The organism is Pseudomonas sp. AM8 (genome assembly GCF_036346475.1).
Lineage (GTDB): Bacteria > Pseudomonadota > Gammaproteobacteria > Pseudomonadales > Pseudomonadaceae > Aquipseudomonas > Aquipseudomonas marginalis.
The window spans coordinates 393,249-413,687 of sequence record NZ_JAOTNX010000005.1; the positions used below are offsets into that span (position 1 = coordinate 393,249).

A 20,439-nucleotide genomic window follows, 5' to 3' on the forward strand; every position below is an offset into this window, starting at 1 on the left:
CAGTCAGCGCCGACCCGTGCGCGTACTCACATCCACCCACACCGCCAACACCAGGATGCTGCCCTTCACAATCATCTGCCAGTAACTGTCCACGTCCAGCATCGACATGCCGTTATCCAGGCTGGTAATCACCAATGCCCCGAGCAAAGCGCCATACACCGTGCCCGAGCCGCCGCGCATCGACGTACCCCCAATAAAGCACGCAGCGATGGCATCCAACTCGCCCATATTGCCCGCTGACGGTGAGCCCGCCGCGAGACGCGCAGTATTGACCAGGCCGGCGAGGGCGCACATCACGCCCATGATGCCGAAGATCCACAGTTTCACCGCCTGCACGTTGATGCCTGACAGGCGCGTGGCTTCCATGTTGCTGCCCACCGCGTAGACGCGGCGGCCGAACACGGTCTGGCTGGTGACGTAGCTGAACACGCCGAGCAGCACCAGCAACAGCAGCACCGGTACGGGGATGCCGTCGTAGCTGTTGAGGGTGGTGACAAACCCGGCGAGCACCGCGCCGATCACCCCCACGCGCAGCACATCGCGCATCAGGGCGTGCGGTGCCAAGCCATGCAGCGCGCGGTTGCGCCGTTGTCTCCAGGTCAAAAACAGAGTCAGGGCAAACAGCAAGACCCCAAGGCCAACCCCCACCGAATGCGGCAAATACCCCTGGCCTACATACACCAGCGACGGCGACACCGGCGCGATGGTGGTGCCGCCGGTGATCCCCAGCAGGATCCCGCGAAACGCCAGCATGCCGCCGAGGCCAACGATAAACGACGGAATGCGCAGGTAAGCGGTCATGTAGCCGTTGGCCAAACCGATCATCAAGCCGCACAACGCCACCAGGCTGAGGTTGGCCAGCAGCGGAATGTGATAGACCACATCCAGGATCGCTGCGAGCCCGCCCAACAGTCCCAGCAACGAACCCACCGACAAATCGATCTCACCGCTGATGATCACCAGCACCATGCCGCACGCCAGGATGCCGGTGATCGACATCTGCCGCAGCAGGTTGGACAGGTTGCGCGGGGTGAGGAAGCCGCCCTCGGTCTGCCAGCTGAAAAACAGCCAGATAAACGCCACGGCGATCACCAGTGCGAGCATTTTGTAGCGAGTGAACAGCTGTTTGACCTGATTCATCTACGCGGTTTTCCGATTGTTATTGTTTTGGCTGAGCGCGGCGGCGAGCACCTGTTCCTGGGTGAGCCCCTCGTTGATGAAGTCGCCACGCAACTGGCCGTCGCCGATGACCAGCACGCGGTTGGACACGCCGAGCACTTCGGCCAATTCCGAGGAAACCATGATAATCGACACGCCTTCTGCCGCCAGCGCGCCCATCAGTTTGTAGATCTCATACTTGGCGCCCACATCCACCCCGCGTGTGGGCTCGTCGAGGATCAGCACCTTGGGCTTGGTCATCAGCATTTTCGCCAGCACAGCCTTTTGCTGATTGCCACCGGACAGGCTGGTGATCGGCAGGAACGGGCTGGCGGTCTTAAGGTGCATGCGTGCGATCTGCTGGTCGATGCTGCCCAGTTCGGCCTCGGCATCGATGCGGGTCAGGTGGGCATAGGTGTCGAGCACCGCCAACGTGATGTTCTGGCCCACGCCCAGGTCAGGGATGATGCCCTGGCGCTTGCGGTCCTCGGGCACCATGCACAGCCCGGCGCGGATCGATTTGAGCGGCGTACGCGTGTCGATCACCTGGCCGTCGAGCCACACCTCGGCGCTGTAGCGGCCGGGGTAGGCGCCGAACAACGCCGACACCAGCTCCGTACGCCCGGCGCCCACCAGCCCGGCTATGCCGAGGATTTCGCCGCGCTTGAGCACAAAGGAAATATCGTCGACGCGCTTGCGCTGGGGGTTGTCGACGTCATAGCAGGTGACGTTGCGCGCTTCGAAAATCACCTCGCCGATGGCATGGGGCTCGGTTGGGTAGAGGTTGCTCATTTCCCGCCCGACCATCTGCGTGATGATCTGCGGGATGTCCATGTCGGCCATGGCCGTGGTCGCGATGTGCTTGCCATCGCGGATCACCGCGATGGTGTCGCACACGGCCGCCACTTCATCGAGCTTATGGGAGATGTACACGCAGGCCACGCCCTTGGCCTTGAGGCCGCGGATGATGTCGAGCAGTACCTCGATTTCCGAGCGGGTCAGGGCCGAGGAAGGCTCGTCGAGGATCAGCAGGCGCGCCTGTTTGTTCAGGGCCTTGGCGATTTCCACCAGTTGCTGGTAGCCGCCGCCGTACTGTGACACCGGCAGCGCGACGTTCATGTCCGGCACCTTGAGCTCGCGCATCAACGCTTCGGCGCGGTGCAGCATCGCCGGGTAGTTCATGCGCCCGCCGGGCAGGGTCAGCTCGTGGCCCATGAAGATGTTCTCGGCCACCGACAGGTCGGGCACCAGGGTCTGTTCCTGGTGAATGATGACGATACCGGCGGCCTCGGTTTCGCTGATGGACTGGGCCCTGAGCGGTTGCCCGTCCCAGAGGATTTCCCCCTCCCAGGTGCCATGGGGGTAGACCGCCGACAGCACCTTCATCAGGGTGGATTTACCGGCACCGTTCTCGCCGCACAGGCCGACACATTCCCCCGGCCGCACCTTGATGTCGATGCCGTTCAGCGCGTGGACACCGCCAAAGGTTTTGACGATGCCGTTCATTTGCAGCAGGTAGTCGGACATACCATGGCTCACACACAGGACTGACGACATGACTGTAGGAGCGAGCTTGCTCGCGAAAAACGCCAAGTCACCGCGTTTATTCAGGCTTTCCGCGTTTTCGTTCGCGATCTTCGCTGGCAAGCCAGCGCCTACAGGCCGATCTGCTCTTTGGTATAGAACCCGTCCTTCTCCAACAGGTCGATATTGGCCTTGGTCAGCGGGGTCGGGGTGAGCAGGATGGTGTCGACTTTCTTGCTGCCATTGTCGTACTGCGAGCTGTAGGTGGGCTTCTCGTTACGCGCCAGTTGCACCGAGAGCTTGGCGGCTTCGGTGGCGATCAGCTTGAGCGGCTTGTACACGGTCATGGTCTGGGTACCGTCGATCACGCGCTTGACGGCTGCGAGGTCGGCGTCCTGGCCGGAGATCGGCACCTTGCCCGCCAGCTTCTGCGCGGCCAGGGCCTGGATCGCACCGCCTGCGGTGGCGTCGTTGGAGGCGACGATGGCGTCGATCTTGTTGCTGTTGCGGGTCAGGGCGTTCTCGACGATGCTCAGGGCTTCCGTGGGGTTCCATTCCTTGACCCACTGCTGGCCGACAATCTTGATGTCGCCCTTGTCGATGGCCGGTTGCAGCACCTTCATCTGGCCTTCGCGCAGCACCTTGGCGTTGTTGTCGGTGGGCGCGCCGCCGAGCAGGAAGTAATTGCCCTTGGGCGCCGCTTGCAGCACGCCGTTGGCCTGCATCTCGCCGACTTTTTCGTTATCGAAGGAAATGTACGCATCGATGTCCGCGTTGAGAATCAGGCGGTCGTATGACACCACCTTGATCCCGGCTTTCTTGGCTTCGGCGACCGCGTTGGTCAGCACGGTGGCGTTGAACGGCACGATCACGATCACATCGACGCCCCGGGAGATCAGGTTTTCGATCTGCGAAATCTGCTTCTGCTCGTTGGCATCGGCGGACTGCACAAAGACCTTGGCATCGAGTTTTTCTGCGGCGGCGACGAAGTAGTCACGATCCCGGGACCAGCGTTCCAGACGCAGGTCGTCGATGGAAAAACCGATTTTCGGGTGGGCGGAGTCGGCCATCACCGGCAGGGCGAGCAGGGCCAGGGCGGTGGCGAGCAGGGTACGTTTGAATGACTTCATGGTGGTGCGTCCTTTTATTGTTGTTGGAAAGACACTGGGTGAGGACTTTAGGCGAACACTGTAGGTGTGGCTAACCGGTGTGTTGTGGCAAGCCGGGCTTTTGTGGTGAATGGGCTTGTCGTGGTGAATGGGTTTGGTGTGGTGAGCGGGCTTGGTGTGGTGAGGGGGCTTGTTGTGGTGAGCGGGCTTGGTGTGGTGAGGGGGCTTGTTGTGGTGAGCGGGCTTGCCCCGCGCCGGGGCGCGAAGCGGCCCCATTGCAGGCGATGTGTTTTTAGCTGACACACCGAGGTGCCTGGGTTTGGGGCTGCTTCGCAGCCCAACGCGGGGCAAGCCCGCTCACCACAATAACCCCCCCTCACCACACCAAGCCTCTCACCACAATAAGCCCCTCACCACACCAACCCCACTCATCACAACAAACCCGCTCGCCACACGGTCACCGATAAATAAACCGGTTGACCACCCCCTCCAGCATCTCCTGGCGACCACTCACGGCCTGCGGGTTCAGTTCGTGGGCAAACGCATGTTCGGCCAGCGACTCCAGGCTGAACTCACCGGCCAGCACGGCCTGGCCCAGCGGCTGCTGCCAGCCGGCATAGCGCTGGTCCTTGAACTGCTGTAACTGGTCGTTCTGCACCATGGCCGCCGCACGCTCCAGTGACAGGGCGAGTACATCCATGGCGGCGACATGGCCGTGGAACAGGTCGACTTCGTCCAGGCTCTGGCGGCGTACCTTGGAGTCGAAATTGTAGCCGCCATTCTTGAAGCCACCGGCCTTGAGGATTTCATAGGTGGCGAGGGTCATCTCCTCGACGCTGTTGGGGAATTGGTCGGTGTCCCAGCCGTTCTGCGGGTCGCCCCGGTTGGCGTCGATGCTGCCGAAAATGCCCAACGACACGGCCGTGGCAATCTCGTGATGGAAACTGTGCCCGGCCAGGGTGGCGTGGTTGGCCTCGATATTCACCTTGATCTCATGCTCCAGGCCGTACTCATGCAAAAAGCCGAACACCGTGGCGCTGTCGTAATCGTACTGATGCTTGGTCGGCTCCTGGGGCTTGGGCTCGATCAGCAGGTCGCCCTTGAAGCCGATCTTGTGCTTGTGCTCCACCACCATGCGCATAAAACGCCCGAGCTGTTCGCGCTCGCGCTTGAGATCGGTGTTGAGCAGGGTTTCATAACCTTCACGGCCGCCCCACAGCACGTAATTGGCGCCCTTGAGTCGCAGCGTGGCGTTCATCGCGCTGAACACCTGGGCAGCGGCGTAGGCAAACACCTCCGGGTCCGGGTTACTGGCGGCACCGGCGGCAAAACGCGGGTTGCTGAAGCAGTTGGCGGTGCCCCACAGCAACTTGATGCCGGTCTGTTCCTGATGGCGCTCCAGGTGGTCGACCATCTGCGCAAAGTGGTTGCGGTACTCCTTGATCGAACTGCCTTCCGGCGCCACATCGGTGTCGTGAAAACTGTAGTAGTCGATGCCCAGCTTGGAGAAAAACTCGAAGGCCGCCTCAGCCTTGCCGATGGCCACGTCCATGGGCTCGCCACTGCGCTGCCACGGCCGCTTGAAGGTACCCATGCCGAACATATCGGCGCCAGGCCACACGAAGGTGTGCCAATAACACGCGGCCATGCGCAGGTGCTCGCGCATCGGTTTGCCGAGGACCAGTTTGTTGGCGTCGTAATGGCGAAAGGCGAGGGGGGCATCGCTGCTGGGGCCTTCGAAGCGAACCTTCTCGACACCGGGGAAGTACAGCATGGCGTTTTCCTTATTGTTCTTGGCGGTGTCTGGATACTAGCAACGGCTCCTGGCCCGCTGATTATGAAAATCACCAAGGGGTGGTGCGATTTTGAGTGGTGGGGGCTAGTCTGTTGCCACAGGCCCCAGGATAAAAACAATGAAAACCCTACCGCCCGTCCACCGCATCGCCCTGTTGTTTAACGGCAGCAAAATCTACGACCGCGGCATCATCGCCGGCATCGGCAATTACCTGAGCAGCACGCGCGCGTCCTGGGATTTGTTCCTCGAGGAGGATTTTCTCTGTCGCCTGCGCGGTATCGAGCGCTGGCAGGGCGACGGCATCATTGCCGACTTCGACGACCCGCTGATCGGCGAAGCGTTGGCCGACAGCACGTTGCCGGTGGTGGCGGTGGGTGGCTCGTATGAAGACGCGCGCGCTTATCCCAAGGGCATTCCCTACGTGGCCACCGACAACCATGAGTTGATGAAGCTGGCGTACGAGCACCTGATCGAGGCCGGGCTGACCCGATTTGCCTGTTTCAGCCTGCCCGAGGCCCAGGCCAATCGCTGGGCCCAGGAGCGTGAAAAAGCCTTTCGCCGCCTGCTGCAACGCGATGGTCTGCACGTCGAGGTGTATCGCGGCCTGGGCACCAGCGCGCCGTTGTGGGACAGCGCGGTGGAACAGCAGATTGCCTGGCTGCACAGTCTGCCCAAGCCCATCGGCATCATCGCCGTCACCGACGCCCGCGCCCGACAACTGCTGCAAGCCTGCCTGACTGCCGGCATCGCCGTGCCGGAGCAAGTCGCATTGATCGGTATCGACAACGACCCCCTGACCCGCACCCTCACGCGCGTGCCGCTGAGTTCGGTGATCCAGGGCACGGAAACCATGGGGCGCACGGCCGCCGCCTTGCTGCACCAGATGCTGCACGGCAAACCGTGCGTGGGCACGCAGGTCCTGGTGCCGCCGGAGGCGATCAATGTGCAGGCCTCCAGCTTGCATCAACCCTTGGGTAATCCGTACGTGATGCAGGCGCTGCTGTTTATCCGCCAGTACGCCTGCCAGGGCATCAAGACCGCGCAGGTGGCGGCCTATGTCGGCGTGTCGCGCTCCTCCCTGGAAGCGCACTTTCGCAAGGTGCGCGGCTGCAGCGTGCATGACGAGATCCTGCGTTTCAAACTCGCCGCCGCCGCCAAGGGCCTGGAAAGCCACGAACTGGCGATTGCCGATATTGCCGCCAAGTGCGGGTTCAAGTCGGCGCAGTACCTGCATACGGTGTTTCGTCGCGAGTTTGGTTGTACGCCGCGGGAGTACCAGCAGGGCTAAAAGAGTAATCCCAGTAAGGAGGCTTTGACGGCAGCTTCTGCTTTGTTGCTGGCCTGGAGTTTGCGCATGGCGTTGACCAGATGAAACTTTACCGTTCGCGTATCGATGCTGAGGATCATGCTGATCTCGACATAGGTTTTGCCAAGGGCCGTCCATCTCAAGGTTTCTTTTTCCCGTGCGGTCAGGGGGCGGTGGATTTCTGGCAGGCATTTTTCGGAGAAGAAGCGCGTCATCGATTCGTGTGCCAACTGCGTCAGCCAGATCAACTTGTTTTCGATGTGCTCAAGCTCCGTGGTTGAAATGTATTCACCGGAGCGGGACACCGAGAGTAAACCAATCGCGTTAGGGCCGCGTTGCGAAGACAGGCACCAGCCATGGTTGAGCTGGTAATGACGCGCTTCCTCCCAGAAAGCCAGGTGTTGTTGCTGTTGTGCAGCGGACCAGTGCAGCGGGATGGAGCGGGTCAGGCCATGGGCGACGGTGGGGTCTTGGGAGAAGTAGTTTTCACTGACGTACTTCTCTTCCCACGAGGCGGGATAGTTTGAAATCAGCACATATTGCGAAGTGCTTGAGGGCAACGGAACTTTTAATCCGTAGGAGCAGAATTCGAAACCTAAGTTGGACGTTATCGTATGCAGCTTGTTGAATAGTTCATGTTCGGTCGCGCAGCCCGACACTGCCTCGATTAACGTTTCGCGCCATTCTTTCACCAATAATACCTTCCGTGGTCAGCGCCCCCTGAGTGTGTGAGGCGGGGGCAGATTATACAGACTCAGCAGCGGATAAAGGGCGCGCGGTTGAACGCTCGCGAGTGGCATACAAAAATCGGTAACCCCTTATTCGGCGTGGGGTGTAGGCGAGATGAAGGAGGTGGTCGAAGCACTCTTGTTGTTTATTTATTAGTACGTCAGTACTAGAAAGTCGGTTTTCGACCAGTAAGTTCTGGCCAGGCAATGGGGGTTCCGATTGACCTGCCCATTCGGGCAGCTACTCACTCAGTGAGGGGTTTGTTGTACTTGCTTAATCATATTGGCGGGCTGGATGGTTGGCATGCTTACGGCAATAACAGGGACGGTTGGCGAACTTTTGCCAGGCATGGTCGGGGCGTTGGCTAAATATCGGTATGAAGTATTCGTTAAGGCGTTGGGTTGGCCGTTACATTGCGAAGAGGGTATTGAACTGGATGCGTTTGACCGTCCGGATACCGTCTATGTAGTGGCCTGTGATCGTGATCGCGAAATATTCGGTTGTGCCCGACTTCTTCCCACGAATGGTCCGTATTTGTTGGGGGAAGTTTTTCCTCATTTGATGGGCGTCAGTTCTCTGCCTTTTTCAGCCGACATCTGGGAGCTTTCGCGGTTCGCCATCAGCCAGCCCAAGGGCCAGGTATTAACCGCTGCGCAAGCCTGGAAAAACACAGTGACGCTGGTTCGAGAGGTCATTGATGTTGCGCGCTCAAAGGGCGCTTTCCGATTGATTGCATTCAGTGCGGTAGGCAATGAGCGTCTGCTCAAACGCATGGGCGTCACTACCCGGCGAATTTCACCACCGCACCTTATCGATAACCAAAGCATCGTGCCCTTCTGGATCGAGATCGACGACCAAACCACCCGCGCCTTGTGCCTGGCCGCCTGAAAACCCTGCCATGCATGTGGGGCGAGAATATTGATGAGTAGAGTAATAGGTTTGGCGGCGTGCGACTGGTATGCCTTGCAGCGTCTGGACCAGCAAGTGTCGGTGGTAGGTCGCACACAGCAGCAAATCGAACAGCGGGTGATAGCCGCCTGCGAGCATTCAGCCACTGAGCATAACGTCCCGGTGGCCTGGCAAGATGAGCACGGTAACCTCGTCGCCTTCTGCATTGTGCATTTTGATCGGCGAGCAATGATCAACGGGCTGGATACTGCGTATTTTTCGACCCTGATCGCGCGACCCCAGGCAGATGCCTTGCAGGCGCTGATGCGCAGTTCAATCGACTATATAAACAGCTCGCGGTTGCTGCCCCGGCAGGTGACCGACCTGGTCGGCCCTATTCACAGTTCGTTCCTGGTCGAGCGCGGGCTGCGTACGTTCGAGTCTGATTTCAATGTGTTTTCATTGCCCGCCAATACGCTGGCGCTCGCGCATGCATTGACCGAAGCCGGTTTCCACAAAGAAAAAGACCTGATCGAGATTGTCTTCGAACCGCCTGCCCAGGGTTATCAGTACCAGGCCTTGGAAGAAAAACTGACGCAACGATTGGCGGGTATCAAGTTTGTTCATTGTGGCCAGGATGAACTGGTCGCCAAGAGTCAGCAATTGGCCGATTGCTATAACCGCGCCTGGGAACGCAATTGGGGCTATAGCCCGGCGTTGAAAGGGCAGTTTGAAGTGGCGGCTCGTAATATCAGGAATATTTCTGCGTTGATTGCCGAACGGGAGGGTGAAGTCATCGGCTTTACCATGTTTGCACCCGCCCTGAATGAACAAGGTTTATATGGCCGGGCGTTTTTCACTGGTGTTGCGCCGGAGTATCAACGCAAAGGCTTGTCGGTTGCGCTCACGCTGAAGCTATCCGCGATTGCATTAAGTGTGGTCGGACGCGGGCGCATCAGTGTGTCCTGGATGCTGGAAGACAACATCATGGTACTGCGCACCATGCGCCACCTCACTCAAGAGGGTGTTTGCCATGAGCGAGTTTATCGAATTTATAGATATGCCACGCCGGCTGAATGAGAGTGTTATGCGCATAGATGACGTCGCCTTCAAATCGAAAGAGTTGGGTTATTACACCTACTTCCCTAAAGTACGTTCGGCCTGTGGTCGGGACATGACCCTCGCAGATGGGCGCACATTGTTGAACTTTGCGTCGTGTGACTACTTGGGCTTGTCCAATAACGAACGTATGAAAGAGTCGGCCATCGCGGCCATTCGCGAGTACGGTTCGAATATCGGTGGGCCGATGATTTTCAGTGGTTTTACCGAGTACCACGAGCGCTTGCAAAGCCGCTACCGTGATTTGTTTGGTGGGCGCACCACGCTGATGTTTACCACGTCGTACCAGGCGAATTTCGGGGTGATCCCCCTGGCCGCTGAGCGCGCCGACCTGATTTTGCTCGACAAACTGTCCCATGTCTCGATCTGGGATGGCGTGAAATTATCCGGTTGCCCATTCAGGGCCTATAGCCACGCAGACGTGGAGATGCTCGGGCAATTGGTGCAGCTCAATCAGGATAAGAAAATCCTGATTATCAGCGACGGTGTGTTTTCTGCCGACGGCGATGTGGCTGATCTTGCTGCCATCGTGGCATTGAAGCAGGTGCATCCACAGCTCGAAATCTACATCGACGATGCCCACGGTGTGGGTATGTTGGGCGACTCCGGTCAGGGGGCTTGTGAATCGGCGGGGGTGGTCGCGCAGGTTGACTACATTGTCGGCACCATGAGCAAGGCGTTCGGCTCTTCCGGTGGGTTCGTAGTGTTTAAGGACGATGAGTTCGCCGAACGGGTACGGTTCCGTTGCCCGACCTACAACGCTTCGCGGTCGGTGTCACCGGGTGTCGCTTCTGCGTCGTGCACGGCGCTTGAAATCAACGCGACGCAGGGCGCGGAACGCCGACAGGCACTGGCCGAATTGACGCGCTATACCCACGAACAACTGAGTACCCTGGGCGTTGACAAGCTCAGCTCCCGAACGGCGGTGATTCCCGTGGTGTTCAAGGACCCGATGGAGGCTGCACGGGTCAACGCCGAGCTGGTTAAGCAAGGCATCATGGGGTCGCTGTTTGTGCCGCCCTTTGTCCCTAATCATCAATCCCGGATCAGGCTGTGCCTGACGTACAACCATACGGTCGCCGATGTGGATTACTGCATCACAGCCCTGCGCAGCGTGATCTGAGACTGGCGTCTGTACCCAATGGTAGCGGGCGCATGTGCCTGCTATTTAATACGTCAACGAAGTGGTAATGAAATGGTTCAGGTGGCTTCGGCTCTGTTAGGCATCGTGCTTTTCTATTTTGTGCTGTGTAAAGGCTTGGGGCTGTTGGTGCTCAATCATGGCGTGCGGGTGAACTACACGAGGAAAGTCGGGCACTTCTCGATGTTCCTGCTGCCCAGCCTGTTTTTCGTCCTGTTCAATATTCAAAGTACCCATGAGCGCCTGCTGCTATCGATGGTTTCTACCGCCATCCTGTTCCTCGCGATGTGTGGATGGTCGCGTCGTCGGTCCCTCACCGCACAGCATATGTTTGCCAGTATTGATCGCCCGGAAGACTCGCCGCACACCCTTTCCTGGCTGGTGAGCCAAACCGTGGCGGGGCTGTTCGTGCTGTGGGTGACCCAGTATTGCTGGCTGGCGCTCGGGGTGCCGGTGGAGCTGATGTACATCACGATTCTGGCCACCACCTTCGGTGACGGGCTGGCAGAGCCTGTGGGCATCCGTTTTGGTAAGCACGAGTACGTTGCCAAGGGCTTTTTTATCGATAAGAAGTTCAAGCGAACCCTTGAAGGGTCGGCCACCGTGTTTGTGATGTCTATGGTGTTTTGCGTGGCGTTCGAGCAGTACTTTTCAGCGGGACAGTTTTTCCTGCTCTGTGCTGTGTTTCCACTTGCACTGACGCTGACGGAAGCCAAATCCCCGCACACCTGGGATACGCCGTTTCTGTTTCTGGTCGGTAACGCAATCGTGACGGGAGTCTATCTGCTGTGATTTACCTGATTCGACATGCCTCACCACAGGTTGACTATTCGCGCTGCGGTGCGGCGCTGGCCAAGGTTCGCCTGGATGAGTACAACCACACCGTACTGATCGAAGAAGACGAAATCAGCGGTTTCTTGAACCGCGCGCAGTTGTCGCAGCCGCTGCTGAGTGCCGAAGCCACCATCTTGTCGTCACCCGTCAACCGAGCCTATGCCACTGCGTGCCGTCTGTTCGGTGAAGAGCGAGTCCAACGGGACAACCGTCTGCACGAGTACGACTTGCGCTTGAGCGCCATTCCCTTGGTGACGATGGGCTTGAGGCAATGGTTCGCTCTGCACCGGGTGGCCTGGCTGCTGGGCATTTCGTTGGGCGCTGCCTCCCGCAAGGCTGAGTACCGTCGAGCGGCAGCGGTCGCGGATGAACTCCACGCCGCCAGCACCGGGGCCGGCAAGACCGTGGTGGTTGTCTCCCACGGCATGTTTCTGCGAACGGTGCGCAAGCGCCTGCAAAAGCAGGGTATGCAGGCGCAAACGGTTTATCGCTCAGGGTGTTTCACGGTCGAAACTTTAACCCCATGAAAGGGATTGCGTGTACGTGAAGAAGATACTGCTGTTAGGCGCCAGTGGATTTATCGGAAGAGGGGTCTATGAACGCCTGGACCCGGTACCGGGCATTGAGGTGATCCGCCACTCGCGTTCGCCCAGGGCGGGTTACAAGGCCTGCGAAATCGGTTCGCCGGCATTCGCTGAATTGGTCGACGAAAGCGACTGTATTGTCAATTGCACCGGCATCGGTCTCAGCCGCCTGGGAACGGCCGGCGAAACCAATAAAGGCCTCACAGAGCAGATACTCGCGGCGATCAAACCCAGTGCCGCGGGCAAGAAGCCGCTGTTTCATTTGAGCAGCGTCAAAGCCCATAACCCCGAGCAACGGGTGGATGCCTACGCTGATGACAAGTACGCAGCGGAGCAGGTTATTCACCTCAATTGCGCCAAAGTGCAGGGCGTCATATTGCGCGTGCCGACGGTACTGGGTCGGCATGACAAGAACCTGCTGCCGATGATTTCGATGTGCCGGTTGAAACTGCTGCCGAAGGTCACCGGTCAACTTCCGGCCCTGCATGTGATTGGGGTGCAGAGCATTGCCAACTGCATTATCCAGTGGTTGTCGCGCGTTCCCGACCAGGCACTGCAGACGTACTACCTGCTCAGTGACCATACGGTGACCTACAACGATCTGGTAGGCGAAGTGTATGCCCGCCTGCAACCGGTCGGGCATGGCACGACGTTACGTTCGGCCAGCGTGCGCACGATGGCCAGGGTCTACAAAGTGCTGACGTTCATGGACGGCTTCAGGCGCGCACGCAAGCTGTTTCCATGGGCGCGCTTCAATGACCTGTTTGTCTGCCCCTGGCAAATCGAAAGCGGTGTAGGCGTGATCGAGACCCCGCTCAGCGTGTCGGCTTTGATAGGAGACTACTTTGAAAACGCTCAGGGTTGATGTCGCGTTAAGCCTTCTGATGCCGTTGGCATGTGCGTCGGCAATCCTCGTGTATTACGCCGGTCTGACATTCCTGGGGCCGATCATCATGGCCAGTGTCCTGCTGCTGGCCGAATTGTATTTTCTCCACGAAACCGACAGCGACAGCAGCTTCGATAAGGGCATCAAGAGCGGCTTCATGGTGTCCTGTGGCATATCGATCGTCATGTTGTTGCAGTTGCTGATTCGCAGTGATGTGTTGTTGCAACTTATCGGCTCACTGCTGATCGCCGCAGGGATCGGTTTGCGCGCCCATGGAAAGATCGTCTTGGGGCGGCACTTTTCCCACTCTCTGCGTGTGCTGGTCGATCATGAGTTGGTCAAGGTCGGTGCCTTCAAATATATCCGGCATCCGGCGTATCTGGGCACCTTGCTGATCGTGACCGGTTTTGCCTTGTACACGAGTATTTACGCGGCGCTGATCATCTTTTTTCTTGCACTTGCGTTGATTCTCAAGCGCGTGAACCAGGAGGAAAAGATGATGGTGGGTTATTTCGGCGCGGCGTACCGGCAGTACCAGTTCGATAGCTTCAAAGTTATCCCGTTTGTTATCTGAGTCGTTTTATTAAAAGGAGCATTTATGAACACTGTGCATGAAGCAAAGATCAAGCAGATCGTCGCCAAAGTATTGGGGGTCAATGCCTCGGAGATTCTCAACCACGAAAACTTTGTCGAGGCTTACGGTGCCGATTCGATGTCAGGTATAGAAATTCTGGCGGGTATCGAAGGGGCTTTCCAGGTGCGCGTTGATGAAGCGTATCTGCCACAGATCATCAGTGTGGATTCCATTCTCGGGTTTATCCACGAGACCCTGCCCGCGGCCGAGTGTGCATGATGAACGCCGACCAGGGCAGGAGGGTGGTGGTCACGGGGCTGGGGCCGGTCAGTCCGATCGGCATCGGCAAAGCCGCGTTTTTCGAGGCGTTGAAAGCCGGCGCTAATGGCACGGCGCCGCTTTGCAAAATCGACACCGATCGCTTCGAGCGCAAATACGGGTGTGAAGTGAAGTCGCCGGTCGAGCCCTTGATCCCGAATTTCGGCGCCTTTGCGCGTTCCGGGGTTGCCAGCCATTTTGCCCTTGCTGCCACTGAACTGGCTCTGGCAGACGCGGGTATCGAGCGGGCCGCGATTCGCGGCCAGCGGGTCAATTGTTATTTCGGTACCACCTACGGCGAGTCGGATCGGATCGACAGCATGGTGACGGCCATGGCTGACCCCCAGTCGGACTCGCAAGCGTCAGTCGATTCGGCGTTTGCCTCTGAAATAAGCCGTGATGTGCTCAGGTCAATCGGTTCGACCGGTGAATCGCTCACCATCGGCAATGCCTGCTCGGCCAGCAACACAGCGCTGATCTTCGGCTATGAGGCGATCAAGGCCGGGGACTGTGAGATTGCCATCTGCGGTGGCAGCGACGCGGTCTACAAAGCGACCTTCGCCACCTTCCATCGCTTGGGCAGCATGACCGACAAAGACTGCACGCCGTTCAATACCGGACGTAAAGGCGTGCTGACCGCCGAAGGTGGCAGTGCCCTGGTGCTTGAGGATTACGAGCGGGCGCTGCGTCGGGGCGCGCCTATCTATGGTGAGGTGCTGGGTTTTGCGATGAACTGCGATGCTGACCACATGGTGAGGCTCAATCACCAGCGTGTCGGCGAATGCCTGCAGGCGGCGCTGGACAGGGCCGCAGTGGCGCCGAGCGCGGTGGGGTATATCTGCGCCCATGGCACCGGCACCGTGGCCAATGACAGCAACGAATACCAAGCTATTGAAGCGGTCTTCGGGGCCTCGCCGCCGCCGGTGAGTTCGATCAAATCCATGATGGGGCACAGCATGGGCGCGGCGGCCGGTTTTGGCGCGATCGCCTGCATGCTGGCGTTAGGCGAAGGGCTGCCGCCGACAATCAATGTCACTGAGCAGGACCCGCACATCCGCCTTGATGTGGTTGCCCAGGGGTTCCGGGCCGGCAAGGTCGATGTGGCGGTCAACAACGCTTTCGCTTTTGGCGGGAATAATTCAATTCTGGTATTCGGTAATCTGAAATGACGGGCGACGCTATCGTTGGATTGATCCTGCGTGATTGGGTCATGTTGCAAATGCCCGGTGAGTTCGAGCACGGCGGCGTGGAATTGAACCGGGGCACCTTGCCGGCGTGGGACTTGGCCGCTGGCGAGCTGGTGGCGAGCCGTGAGCTGAAAAATTTTGATCGCCAAGCCCTGTTGCTGCTGGCGGCGATGGCGTTGATCAGCGATGACAACCACGGTGACGCCTTGACGTGCTCGGCCCTTATCGGTGCAACGTCAAATGGGTCTATCGACAGCGTCATTCAGTTGATCAAGGAATCCAACGACAACCGCTTTGCCTTTCAGGTCAATCCCGCGCAGATCCCCAATACCGTGATCAATTCGTCGTTGGGCCAATTGGCGATCAAATACGGCATCAAGGGCGCGAACGTCTCGCTGTGTGCAAAGGAGCTGAGTTTTTACAACGCCTTGGTTCAAACCTTGAGGATTGCCCGGCGCGGTGATTCGGAACGTCTCTACACCACGGCGCTTGAGACGTTCAGTGGTGAGTTTGGTAAGCGCTACGTACGTGCTATCGAACGGCCCGATGAAGAACGGCCGGACACGGCGGCGGTGTTCAGCTTTCAGGCCAGTACCGACACGCAGGCGCCGGGGCTGGTCGTACGGGCCTGTGTCACGGGGCGACTGCTCGCCGCCGACGCGGCCAGCCTGGGCGAGCTTATACGCGAGTTTCTGCTGGGGCAGGGCATTGAGTCGGGTGAGTGGCGCGTGAGCCTGGCCGCGCCGGATGCCTGGCCGGCGGCCTGCGTGCAGTTGAGCACGGCCCTGGGTATGCCGGTCGAGAGGCTCGATCGGGCCAAGGCCTTGAGTTTGTCCATGGTCGGCGCCTATCAATTGGCGTACTTGGCCAAACACATCTCGGCGCAGGGCGGCGGTGTGATGGTCTGTGTGGATGAAGAAGGTTTTTATGGCGTTGCACTGGTTCAGCGTAACGATGTTCAAGGGGCCGCTTCAGGTGGGCCCGGAAATTCGAGTCAGGCGGGTAACTTATGATTGCGTTAGCCAGAGGGCTGCTGGTGTTGGTGTTGATCGTGTTGAGCTTTCCATTCCTGTGTCTCTACATGTTGATCAACCCCTCGAAGAATAGAAACCTGTACGTGGCCTGCCGAGCCTACTCGGTAATTAATAAAATTTTCTCGGTGCGCGTCGAGGTGCGGGGCTTTGACAGCATTCCCACGACCCGTCCGTATATCTACGTGGCCAATCACCAATGCAACTATGACGTGTTGATCGTGGCGCAGGCGCTCAATCCGGGTACCGTGATCGTCGGTAAGAAATCGCTCAAATGGCTGCCGCTGGTCGGGCAGTTGTATTGGCTGACCGGCAGCCTGTTCATTGATAGAAACAGCCCACGGGCGTCTATCCAGAGTTTGCGCAAGATTGCCAAGCGAGTGGTAGCAGACAACACGTCACTGTGGATCTTTCCCGAAGGCACACGAAGCCATGGCGGCGAGATGCTGCCCTTCAAGACCGGGGCCTTCCGGATCGCCAAGGACATGGGGGTGGGGATTGTTCCTGTCACGATCAGTCCTGCGGTCAACCATATCGCCTACAACGCCTTTCGCAGTACTGACGTGAGCATCATCGCCCACCCGCCCATCGAGGCTGATGAGGTGGCGGCGATGAGTGCAAAACAGCTGGCCAATCACGCCCGCGAGATTATCAACAACGCGATTCCTGTGGTTCAGCCATAGCAAACCGTGGTCGTATCGAACAGCAAGGAGCACACAATGGGTTTTCTCACGGGCAAGCGCGTGCTGATCGTCGGCGTCGCCAGCCGCTTGTCGATTGCTTCAGGCATCGCGCAAGCCATGCATCGCGAGGGCGCAGAGTTGGCGTTCACGTATCAGAATGAAAAGTTCAAGGGCCGCGTTGAAGCACTGGCGGCTGAATGGGGTACCGGAGCGGCCTTGTGCGTACCCTGCGATGTGGCGAGCGATGATGAAATTGCGCAGGTGTTCGAACATCTGGGGCAGCACTGGGACGCCCTGGATTGCATCGTGCATTGCGTGGGTTCCGCACCGCTTGAGCAACTCGACGGCGATTTCACCGAAGTCACCACACGCGAGGGGTTTCGCAGTGCTCACGATATCAGCGCCTACAGCCTGGTGGCGTTGGCCAAAGCCGGGCGTGCAATGATGCGCGGCCGCCAGGGTAGTGTACTGACGCTGTCTTATCTGGGGGCTGGGCGCACGATGCCAAACTACAACGTCATGGGCATGGCCAAGGCCAGCCTGGAGGCTGGCGTGCGCTACCTGGCCAGCAGCCTTGGCCCCGAAGGCACCCGCGTGAACGCCATCTCGGCAGGCCCGATCCGTACCCTGGCCGCGTCGGGCATCAAGAACTTTGGTGCCATGCTGACGACCAGCGAAGCCCATGCGCCGCTGCGGCGCAACGTCACCATCGACGAAGTCGGCAACGCGGGCGCCTTCCTGTGCTCCAACCTGGCGTCCGGTATCAGCGGTGAAATCCTCCATGTGGATGCGGGTTTCAACACGACCGCCATGGGTGTCTGAAACACGTCAGAACGTCGCCTTGACCTGCAACCCCAGCACCAGCGCATTGTCGATGTTCTCCCCCGAAAACGCCCCCGGCTCAATGCTCAAAGAACATTCCCACGCTCCTGCAGCCCGTGACGCTCCGCGTCACCTGTGCGTAGTAGCCGAAACTTGCAGCGCTCACCAGTGGGAGGGCGCTTGCCCCCGATGCCGGAGCGCGGTGCAGGGGCACCGCGCGGACAGAGAGGTTATGGCAGGGCGTAGGCGATCACATAGTCGCCACGGTCGGTGGACTGGCGCGCACCGCCGGCGGTGACGACGATGTACTGCTTGCCGGTTTTCGGCGACACGTAGGTCATCGGGCCGCCCTGGCTGCCGACGGGCAGGCGGGCCTTCCAGATTTCATCACCGTTGCCGCTGTTGAAAGCGCGCAGGTAGAAGTCCTGGGTGCCGGCGATAAAGATCAGGCCGCCCTGGGTCGACAGCGTGCCGCCGAGGGTCGGCAGGCCGATCTTGATCGGCAGGTGCATGCGGATGCCCAGGGGGCCGGTGTCTTCAACGGTGCCCACCGGCACTTGCCACGCGACTTTCTGGGTCTTCATGTCGATGGCGGTGAGGGTGCCGAACGGCGGCGCCTGGCACGGAATGCCGGCCACCGACAGGAAGCGGTTTTTGTTCACCGCATACGGCGTGCCCTTGAGCGGGACCGCGCCCATGCCGGTGTTCAGCGCTTCGCCACCGGAAGCGGCCTGGGTCTTGTTCTGCGACGGCAGCATCTGGATCCACAGGCCCAGGCGCATGTCGTTGACGAAGATAAAGCCATGCACCGGGTCGGTGGAAATACTGCCCCAGTTCATGCCGCCCAGGGAACCCGGGAAGCTCAGGGATTTATCCGTGCCCGGCGCGGTGTACAGGCCGTCGTAGCGCATGCCCTTGAAGTCGATGCGGCACAGCAACTGGTCGTACGGGGTGGCGCCCCACATGTCCGACTCGCTCAGGGTCTGCGCGCCGATCTGCGGCATGCCCACAGACTTGGGCTGGGTCGGCGAGTAGGGTTCGTTGGGGATGTTCGCGGCTTTGACCGGGACTTCCTTGACCTCGGTCAGCGGCTGTCCGGTGGCGCGGTCGAGTACATAGATCTGCCCGGCCTTGGTGCCGATTACCACTGCGGGTACCGCCTTGTCACTGCCCGGTGGGGTGAAGTCGATCAGGCTCGGTTGCATCGGCAGGTCGAAGTCCCACAGGTCATTGTGGACGGTCTGGTACACCCACTTTTCAGCACCGGTAGAGGCATCCAGCGCCAATACCGAAGCGCCGTATTTGTGGTTGAGCTGAGTGCGTTCCACACCGTAGATGTCGGTGGACGAGCTGCCCATCGGCAGGAAGACCGTATTCATCAACGGGTCGTAGGACATCGGCGCCCAGCTGTTCGGTGTACTGCGCACGTAGGTCTTGTCGCCGGTCGGGGCCTGTTTGTCTTCCGGGTTGCCCGGGTCGAAGGCCCAGCGCATTTGCCCGCTGATCACATCGAAGCCACGGATCACACCGCCGGGCATGTCGGTTTGGACGTTATCCGCGACGCGACCACCGACCACCACGGTGGTGCCGGCGACCAACGGTGCGGACGACAGCTGGTAGTAGCTGTCCGGCACATTGCCCAGGCCGGCTTTCAGGTCCACCTGGCCATGGGTGCCGAAGTCTTCGCAGAATTTGCCGGTGTCGGCATCCACGGCGATCAGCCGTGCATCGATGGTGTTGGTCAGCAAGCGACGCTGGCACTGCGCACCGGCGGGAACGCTGGCGGCGATGATCGGCGAGCTGTTGGGCTGGGTCGGCTGGGCAATCGGCGCGGTGGCGTCGAAATACGCCATGCCCCGGCAACGCTGCCACACCGCCGACTTGGCGTTGACTTCGTTCTTCCACAGCTCTTTGCCGGTGTCGGCGTCGAGGGCGATCAGGTTGTTGTGGGGCGTGCAGATAAACACTTTGTTGCCGATCTGCAGGGGCGTCAGCTGGTCTTCGGCACCGTTGCCGTCGCTGAGGGCCACGTCACCGGTGTGGTAGGTCCAGGCCACTTTGAGCTGGTTAATGTTGTCGCGATTGATCTGGTCCAGCGCAGCGAAGCGGCTGCCACCTTCGGTGTTGCCGTAGTGGGCCCAGTCTTTCTGCGCGTCGGCCGCGGCCACGGGCGTGATGCCTGGGCCCGCACCGGTCGGCGCGACGCTGGGATGGGCGACGAACATATTGCCCGCCGCCACCGCCACGCCCACCGCCAACACGGCGGCAACGCCATAGGCACCGCGCGCGGGCCGGCCGGCCAGCAGCGGATACACCAGCGCCACCACCAGGCCGATGGCCGCAAACATGAACAGCCGCGAGAACAGCGGCCAGAACACCAGGCCCACATCCGCCACCGCCCAGATGGCCGTGCCGATCAGGAACGCGGCGAACAACCATGCACCGGCGGTGTTGCGCCGGGCAATCAACAGGCCGGAAACCGCCATGGCCACGCCGCCGATCAGGAAGTACCAGGAACCGCCGAGGCTCACCAGTTTGGCGCCGCCAACGGCCAGCGCGAGGCCGAGCAGGGCGATGATTACGCCCAGGCCCAGGAGTAGGAATCTAGAGACGCCAGTGGCGCGCGATGCTCGTTTCATGTCGAAAGGACTCGAGTGAGAGAGGGCAAAGACGCGATTTTAGCAATATAAGTAACCAGATAGTACATTTTGCCGTGTGCACAGCGATCCAATCCTCTTTCTGTCCGGTCAA

Annotated in this window: 19 protein-coding genes; 13 read left to right on the top strand and 6 right to left on the bottom strand. The window is 59.7% G+C overall.

Annotated elements, in window-relative coordinates:
• Nucleotides 1-3 precede the first annotated feature (3 nt).
• From V3W40_RS15510 to xylA, 4 genes are all read right to left on the bottom strand, one after another.
• A complete protein-coding gene (locus V3W40_RS15510; protein ID WP_027603558.1) occupies nt 4-1,140 on the bottom strand; it encodes a sugar ABC transporter permease in 1,137 nt (378 codons plus the stop codon).
• Nucleotides 1,141-2,685: a D-xylose ABC transporter ATP-binding protein gene (xylG, locus tag V3W40_RS15515; protein ID WP_330215288.1), complete on the bottom strand. Its 1,545-nt coding sequence runs from the start codon at nt 2,683-2,685 to the stop codon at nt 1,141-1,143.
• Nucleotides 2,686-2,813: 128 nt separating this feature from the next.
• Nucleotides 2,814-3,812, bottom strand: coding sequence for a D-xylose ABC transporter substrate-binding protein (xylF, locus tag V3W40_RS15520; RefSeq protein ID WP_065926258.1), 999 nt, complete (start codon nt 3,810-3,812; stop codon nt 2,814-2,816).
• A 436-nt stretch (nt 3,813-4,248) separates the two neighbouring features.
• Complete coding sequence (gene xylA, locus V3W40_RS15525; protein ID WP_330215289.1) at nt 4,249-5,565, bottom strand: xylose isomerase; 1,317 nt, start codon at nt 5,563-5,565, stop codon at nt 4,249-4,251.
• 139 nt (nt 5,566-5,704) lie between these two features.
• Here xylA and V3W40_RS15530 point away from each other — a divergent pair, with 139 nt between their 5' ends.
• Entirely contained in the window at nt 5,705-6,874 is a 1,170-nt protein-coding gene (locus tag V3W40_RS15530) for a XylR family transcriptional regulator (protein WP_137213126.1), read from the top strand.
• On the opposite strand, the gene V3W40_RS15535 is transcribed toward V3W40_RS15530, so the two are convergent.
• Nucleotides 6,871-7,584, bottom strand: a complete 714-nt coding sequence (locus V3W40_RS15535) for an autoinducer binding domain-containing protein (RefSeq protein WP_330215290.1) — start codon at nt 7,582-7,584, stop codon at nt 6,871-6,873. The genes V3W40_RS15530 and V3W40_RS15535 overlap by 4 nt on opposite strands.
• 340 nt (nt 7,585-7,924) lie before the next feature.
• On the opposite strand from V3W40_RS15535, the gene V3W40_RS15540 reads away from it, so the two are divergent.
• The 12 genes from V3W40_RS15540 (at nt 7,925) to V3W40_RS15595 (ending at nt 17,688) form a co-directional block, all read left to right on the top strand.
• Nucleotides 7,925-8,509 (top strand): acyl-homoserine-lactone synthase, encoded by a 585-nt coding sequence (locus tag V3W40_RS15540; protein ID WP_259194870.1) that lies wholly within the window; start codon nt 7,925-7,927, stop codon nt 8,507-8,509.
• A gap of 75 nt (nt 8,510-8,584) precedes the next feature.
• The gene (locus V3W40_RS15545) at nt 8,585-9,589 is read left to right on the top strand and encodes a GNAT family N-acetyltransferase (RefSeq protein ID WP_330215291.1); all 1,005 of its coding nucleotides are present in this window, start codon (nt 8,585-8,587) and stop codon (nt 9,587-9,589) included.
• Between the two features lie 7 nt (nt 9,590-9,596).
• The gene (locus V3W40_RS15550; RefSeq protein WP_330215292.1) at nt 9,597-10,751 is read left to right on the top strand and encodes an aminotransferase class I/II-fold pyridoxal phosphate-dependent enzyme; all 1,155 of its coding nucleotides are present in this window, start codon (nt 9,597-9,599) and stop codon (nt 10,749-10,751) included.
• 72 nt (nt 10,752-10,823) lie between these two features.
• Nucleotides 10,824-11,561 (top strand): hypothetical protein, encoded by a 738-nt coding sequence (locus tag V3W40_RS15555; RefSeq protein ID WP_259194873.1) that lies wholly within the window; start codon nt 10,824-10,826, stop codon nt 11,559-11,561.
• The gene (locus V3W40_RS15560; protein WP_330215293.1) at nt 11,558-12,130 is read left to right on the top strand and encodes a histidine phosphatase family protein; all 573 of its coding nucleotides are present in this window, start codon (nt 11,558-11,560) and stop codon (nt 12,128-12,130) included. Before V3W40_RS15555 ends, V3W40_RS15560 begins: the two co-directional genes overlap by 4 nt.
• A 16-nt stretch (nt 12,131-12,146) precedes the next feature.
• Nucleotides 12,147-13,052, top strand: coding sequence for an NAD-dependent epimerase/dehydratase family protein (locus V3W40_RS15565; protein ID WP_330215294.1), 906 nt, complete (start codon nt 12,147-12,149; stop codon nt 13,050-13,052).
• Nucleotides 13,033-13,647, top strand: coding sequence for a methyltransferase family protein (locus tag V3W40_RS15570; protein WP_330215295.1), 615 nt, complete (start codon nt 13,033-13,035; stop codon nt 13,645-13,647). Before V3W40_RS15565 ends, V3W40_RS15570 begins: the two co-directional genes overlap by 20 nt.
• 24 nt (nt 13,648-13,671) lie before the next feature.
• Entirely contained in the window at nt 13,672-13,926 is a 255-nt protein-coding gene (locus tag V3W40_RS15575) for an acyl carrier protein (protein WP_259194877.1), read from the top strand.
• A complete protein-coding gene (locus V3W40_RS15580) occupies nt 13,923-15,134 on the top strand; it encodes a beta-ketoacyl-[acyl-carrier-protein] synthase family protein (protein ID WP_330215296.1) in 1,212 nt (403 codons plus the stop codon). The genes V3W40_RS15575 and V3W40_RS15580 overlap by 4 nt, the downstream gene beginning before the upstream one ends.
• Nucleotides 15,131-16,165 (top strand): hypothetical protein, encoded by a 1,035-nt coding sequence (locus V3W40_RS15585; protein WP_330215297.1) that lies wholly within the window; start codon nt 15,131-15,133, stop codon nt 16,163-16,165. Before V3W40_RS15580 ends, V3W40_RS15585 begins: the two co-directional genes overlap by 4 nt.
• Nucleotides 16,162-16,866 carry a lysophospholipid acyltransferase family protein gene (locus V3W40_RS15590; RefSeq protein WP_330215298.1) on the top strand — a complete coding sequence of 235 codons (705 nt, stop codon included), beginning with the start codon at nt 16,162-16,164 and terminating at the stop codon, nt 16,864-16,866. Before V3W40_RS15585 ends, V3W40_RS15590 begins: the two co-directional genes overlap by 4 nt.
• Before the next feature lie 36 nt (nt 16,867-16,902).
• Complete coding sequence (locus V3W40_RS15595; protein ID WP_330215299.1) at nt 16,903-17,688, top strand: enoyl-ACP reductase FabI; 786 nt, start codon at nt 16,903-16,905, stop codon at nt 17,686-17,688.
• A 230-nt stretch (nt 17,689-17,918) separates the two neighbouring features.
• Here the strand turns inward: V3W40_RS15595 and V3W40_RS15600 are convergent, their stop codons facing one another.
• Nucleotides 17,919-20,327: a glucose/quinate/shikimate family membrane-bound PQQ-dependent dehydrogenase gene (locus V3W40_RS15600; protein WP_330215300.1), complete on the bottom strand. Its 2,409-nt coding sequence runs from the start codon at nt 20,325-20,327 to the stop codon at nt 17,919-17,921.
• Nucleotides 20,328-20,439: the final 112 nt, after the last annotated feature.

What these genes read in the sequence shown, in the direction of transcription:
- V3W40_RS15510 (WP_027603558.1), bottom strand. Translation starts at nt 1,140, where the DNA reads ATGAATCAGGTCAAACAGCTGTTCACTCGCTACAAAATGCTCGCACTG.
- xylG (WP_330215288.1), bottom strand. Translation starts at nt 2,685, where the DNA reads ATGTCCGACTACCTGCTGCAAATGAACGGCATCGTCAAAACCTTTGGC.
- xylF (WP_065926258.1), bottom strand. Translation starts at nt 3,812, where the DNA reads ATGAAGTCATTCAAACGTACCCTGCTCGCCACCGCCCTGGCCCTGCTC.
- xylA (WP_330215289.1), bottom strand. Translation starts at nt 5,565, where the DNA reads ATGCTGTACTTCCCCGGTGTCGAGAAGGTTCGCTTCGAAGGCCCCAGC.
- V3W40_RS15530 (WP_137213126.1), top strand. Translation starts at nt 5,705, where the DNA reads ATGAAAACCCTACCGCCCGTCCACCGCATCGCCCTGTTGTTTAACGGC.
- V3W40_RS15540 (WP_259194870.1), top strand. Translation starts at nt 7,925, where the DNA reads ATGCTTACGGCAATAACAGGGACGGTTGGCGAACTTTTGCCAGGCATG.
- V3W40_RS15550 (WP_330215292.1), top strand. Translation starts at nt 9,597, where the DNA reads ATGCGCATAGATGACGTCGCCTTCAAATCGAAAGAGTTGGGTTATTAC.
- V3W40_RS15555 (WP_259194873.1), top strand. Translation starts at nt 10,824, where the DNA reads ATGGTTCAGGTGGCTTCGGCTCTGTTAGGCATCGTGCTTTTCTATTTT.
- V3W40_RS15575 (WP_259194877.1), top strand. Translation starts at nt 13,672, where the DNA reads ATGAACACTGTGCATGAAGCAAAGATCAAGCAGATCGTCGCCAAAGTA.
- V3W40_RS15580 (WP_330215296.1), top strand. Translation starts at nt 13,923, where the DNA reads ATGATGAACGCCGACCAGGGCAGGAGGGTGGTGGTCACGGGGCTGGGG.
- V3W40_RS15585 (WP_330215297.1), top strand. Translation starts at nt 15,131, where the DNA reads ATGACGGGCGACGCTATCGTTGGATTGATCCTGCGTGATTGGGTCATG.
- V3W40_RS15590 (WP_330215298.1), top strand. Translation starts at nt 16,162, where the DNA reads ATGATTGCGTTAGCCAGAGGGCTGCTGGTGTTGGTGTTGATCGTGTTG.
- V3W40_RS15595 (WP_330215299.1), top strand. Translation starts at nt 16,903, where the DNA reads ATGGGTTTTCTCACGGGCAAGCGCGTGCTGATCGTCGGCGTCGCCAGC.
- V3W40_RS15600 (WP_330215300.1), bottom strand. Translation starts at nt 20,327, where the DNA reads ATGAAACGAGCATCGCGCGCCACTGGCGTCTCTAGATTCCTACTCCTG.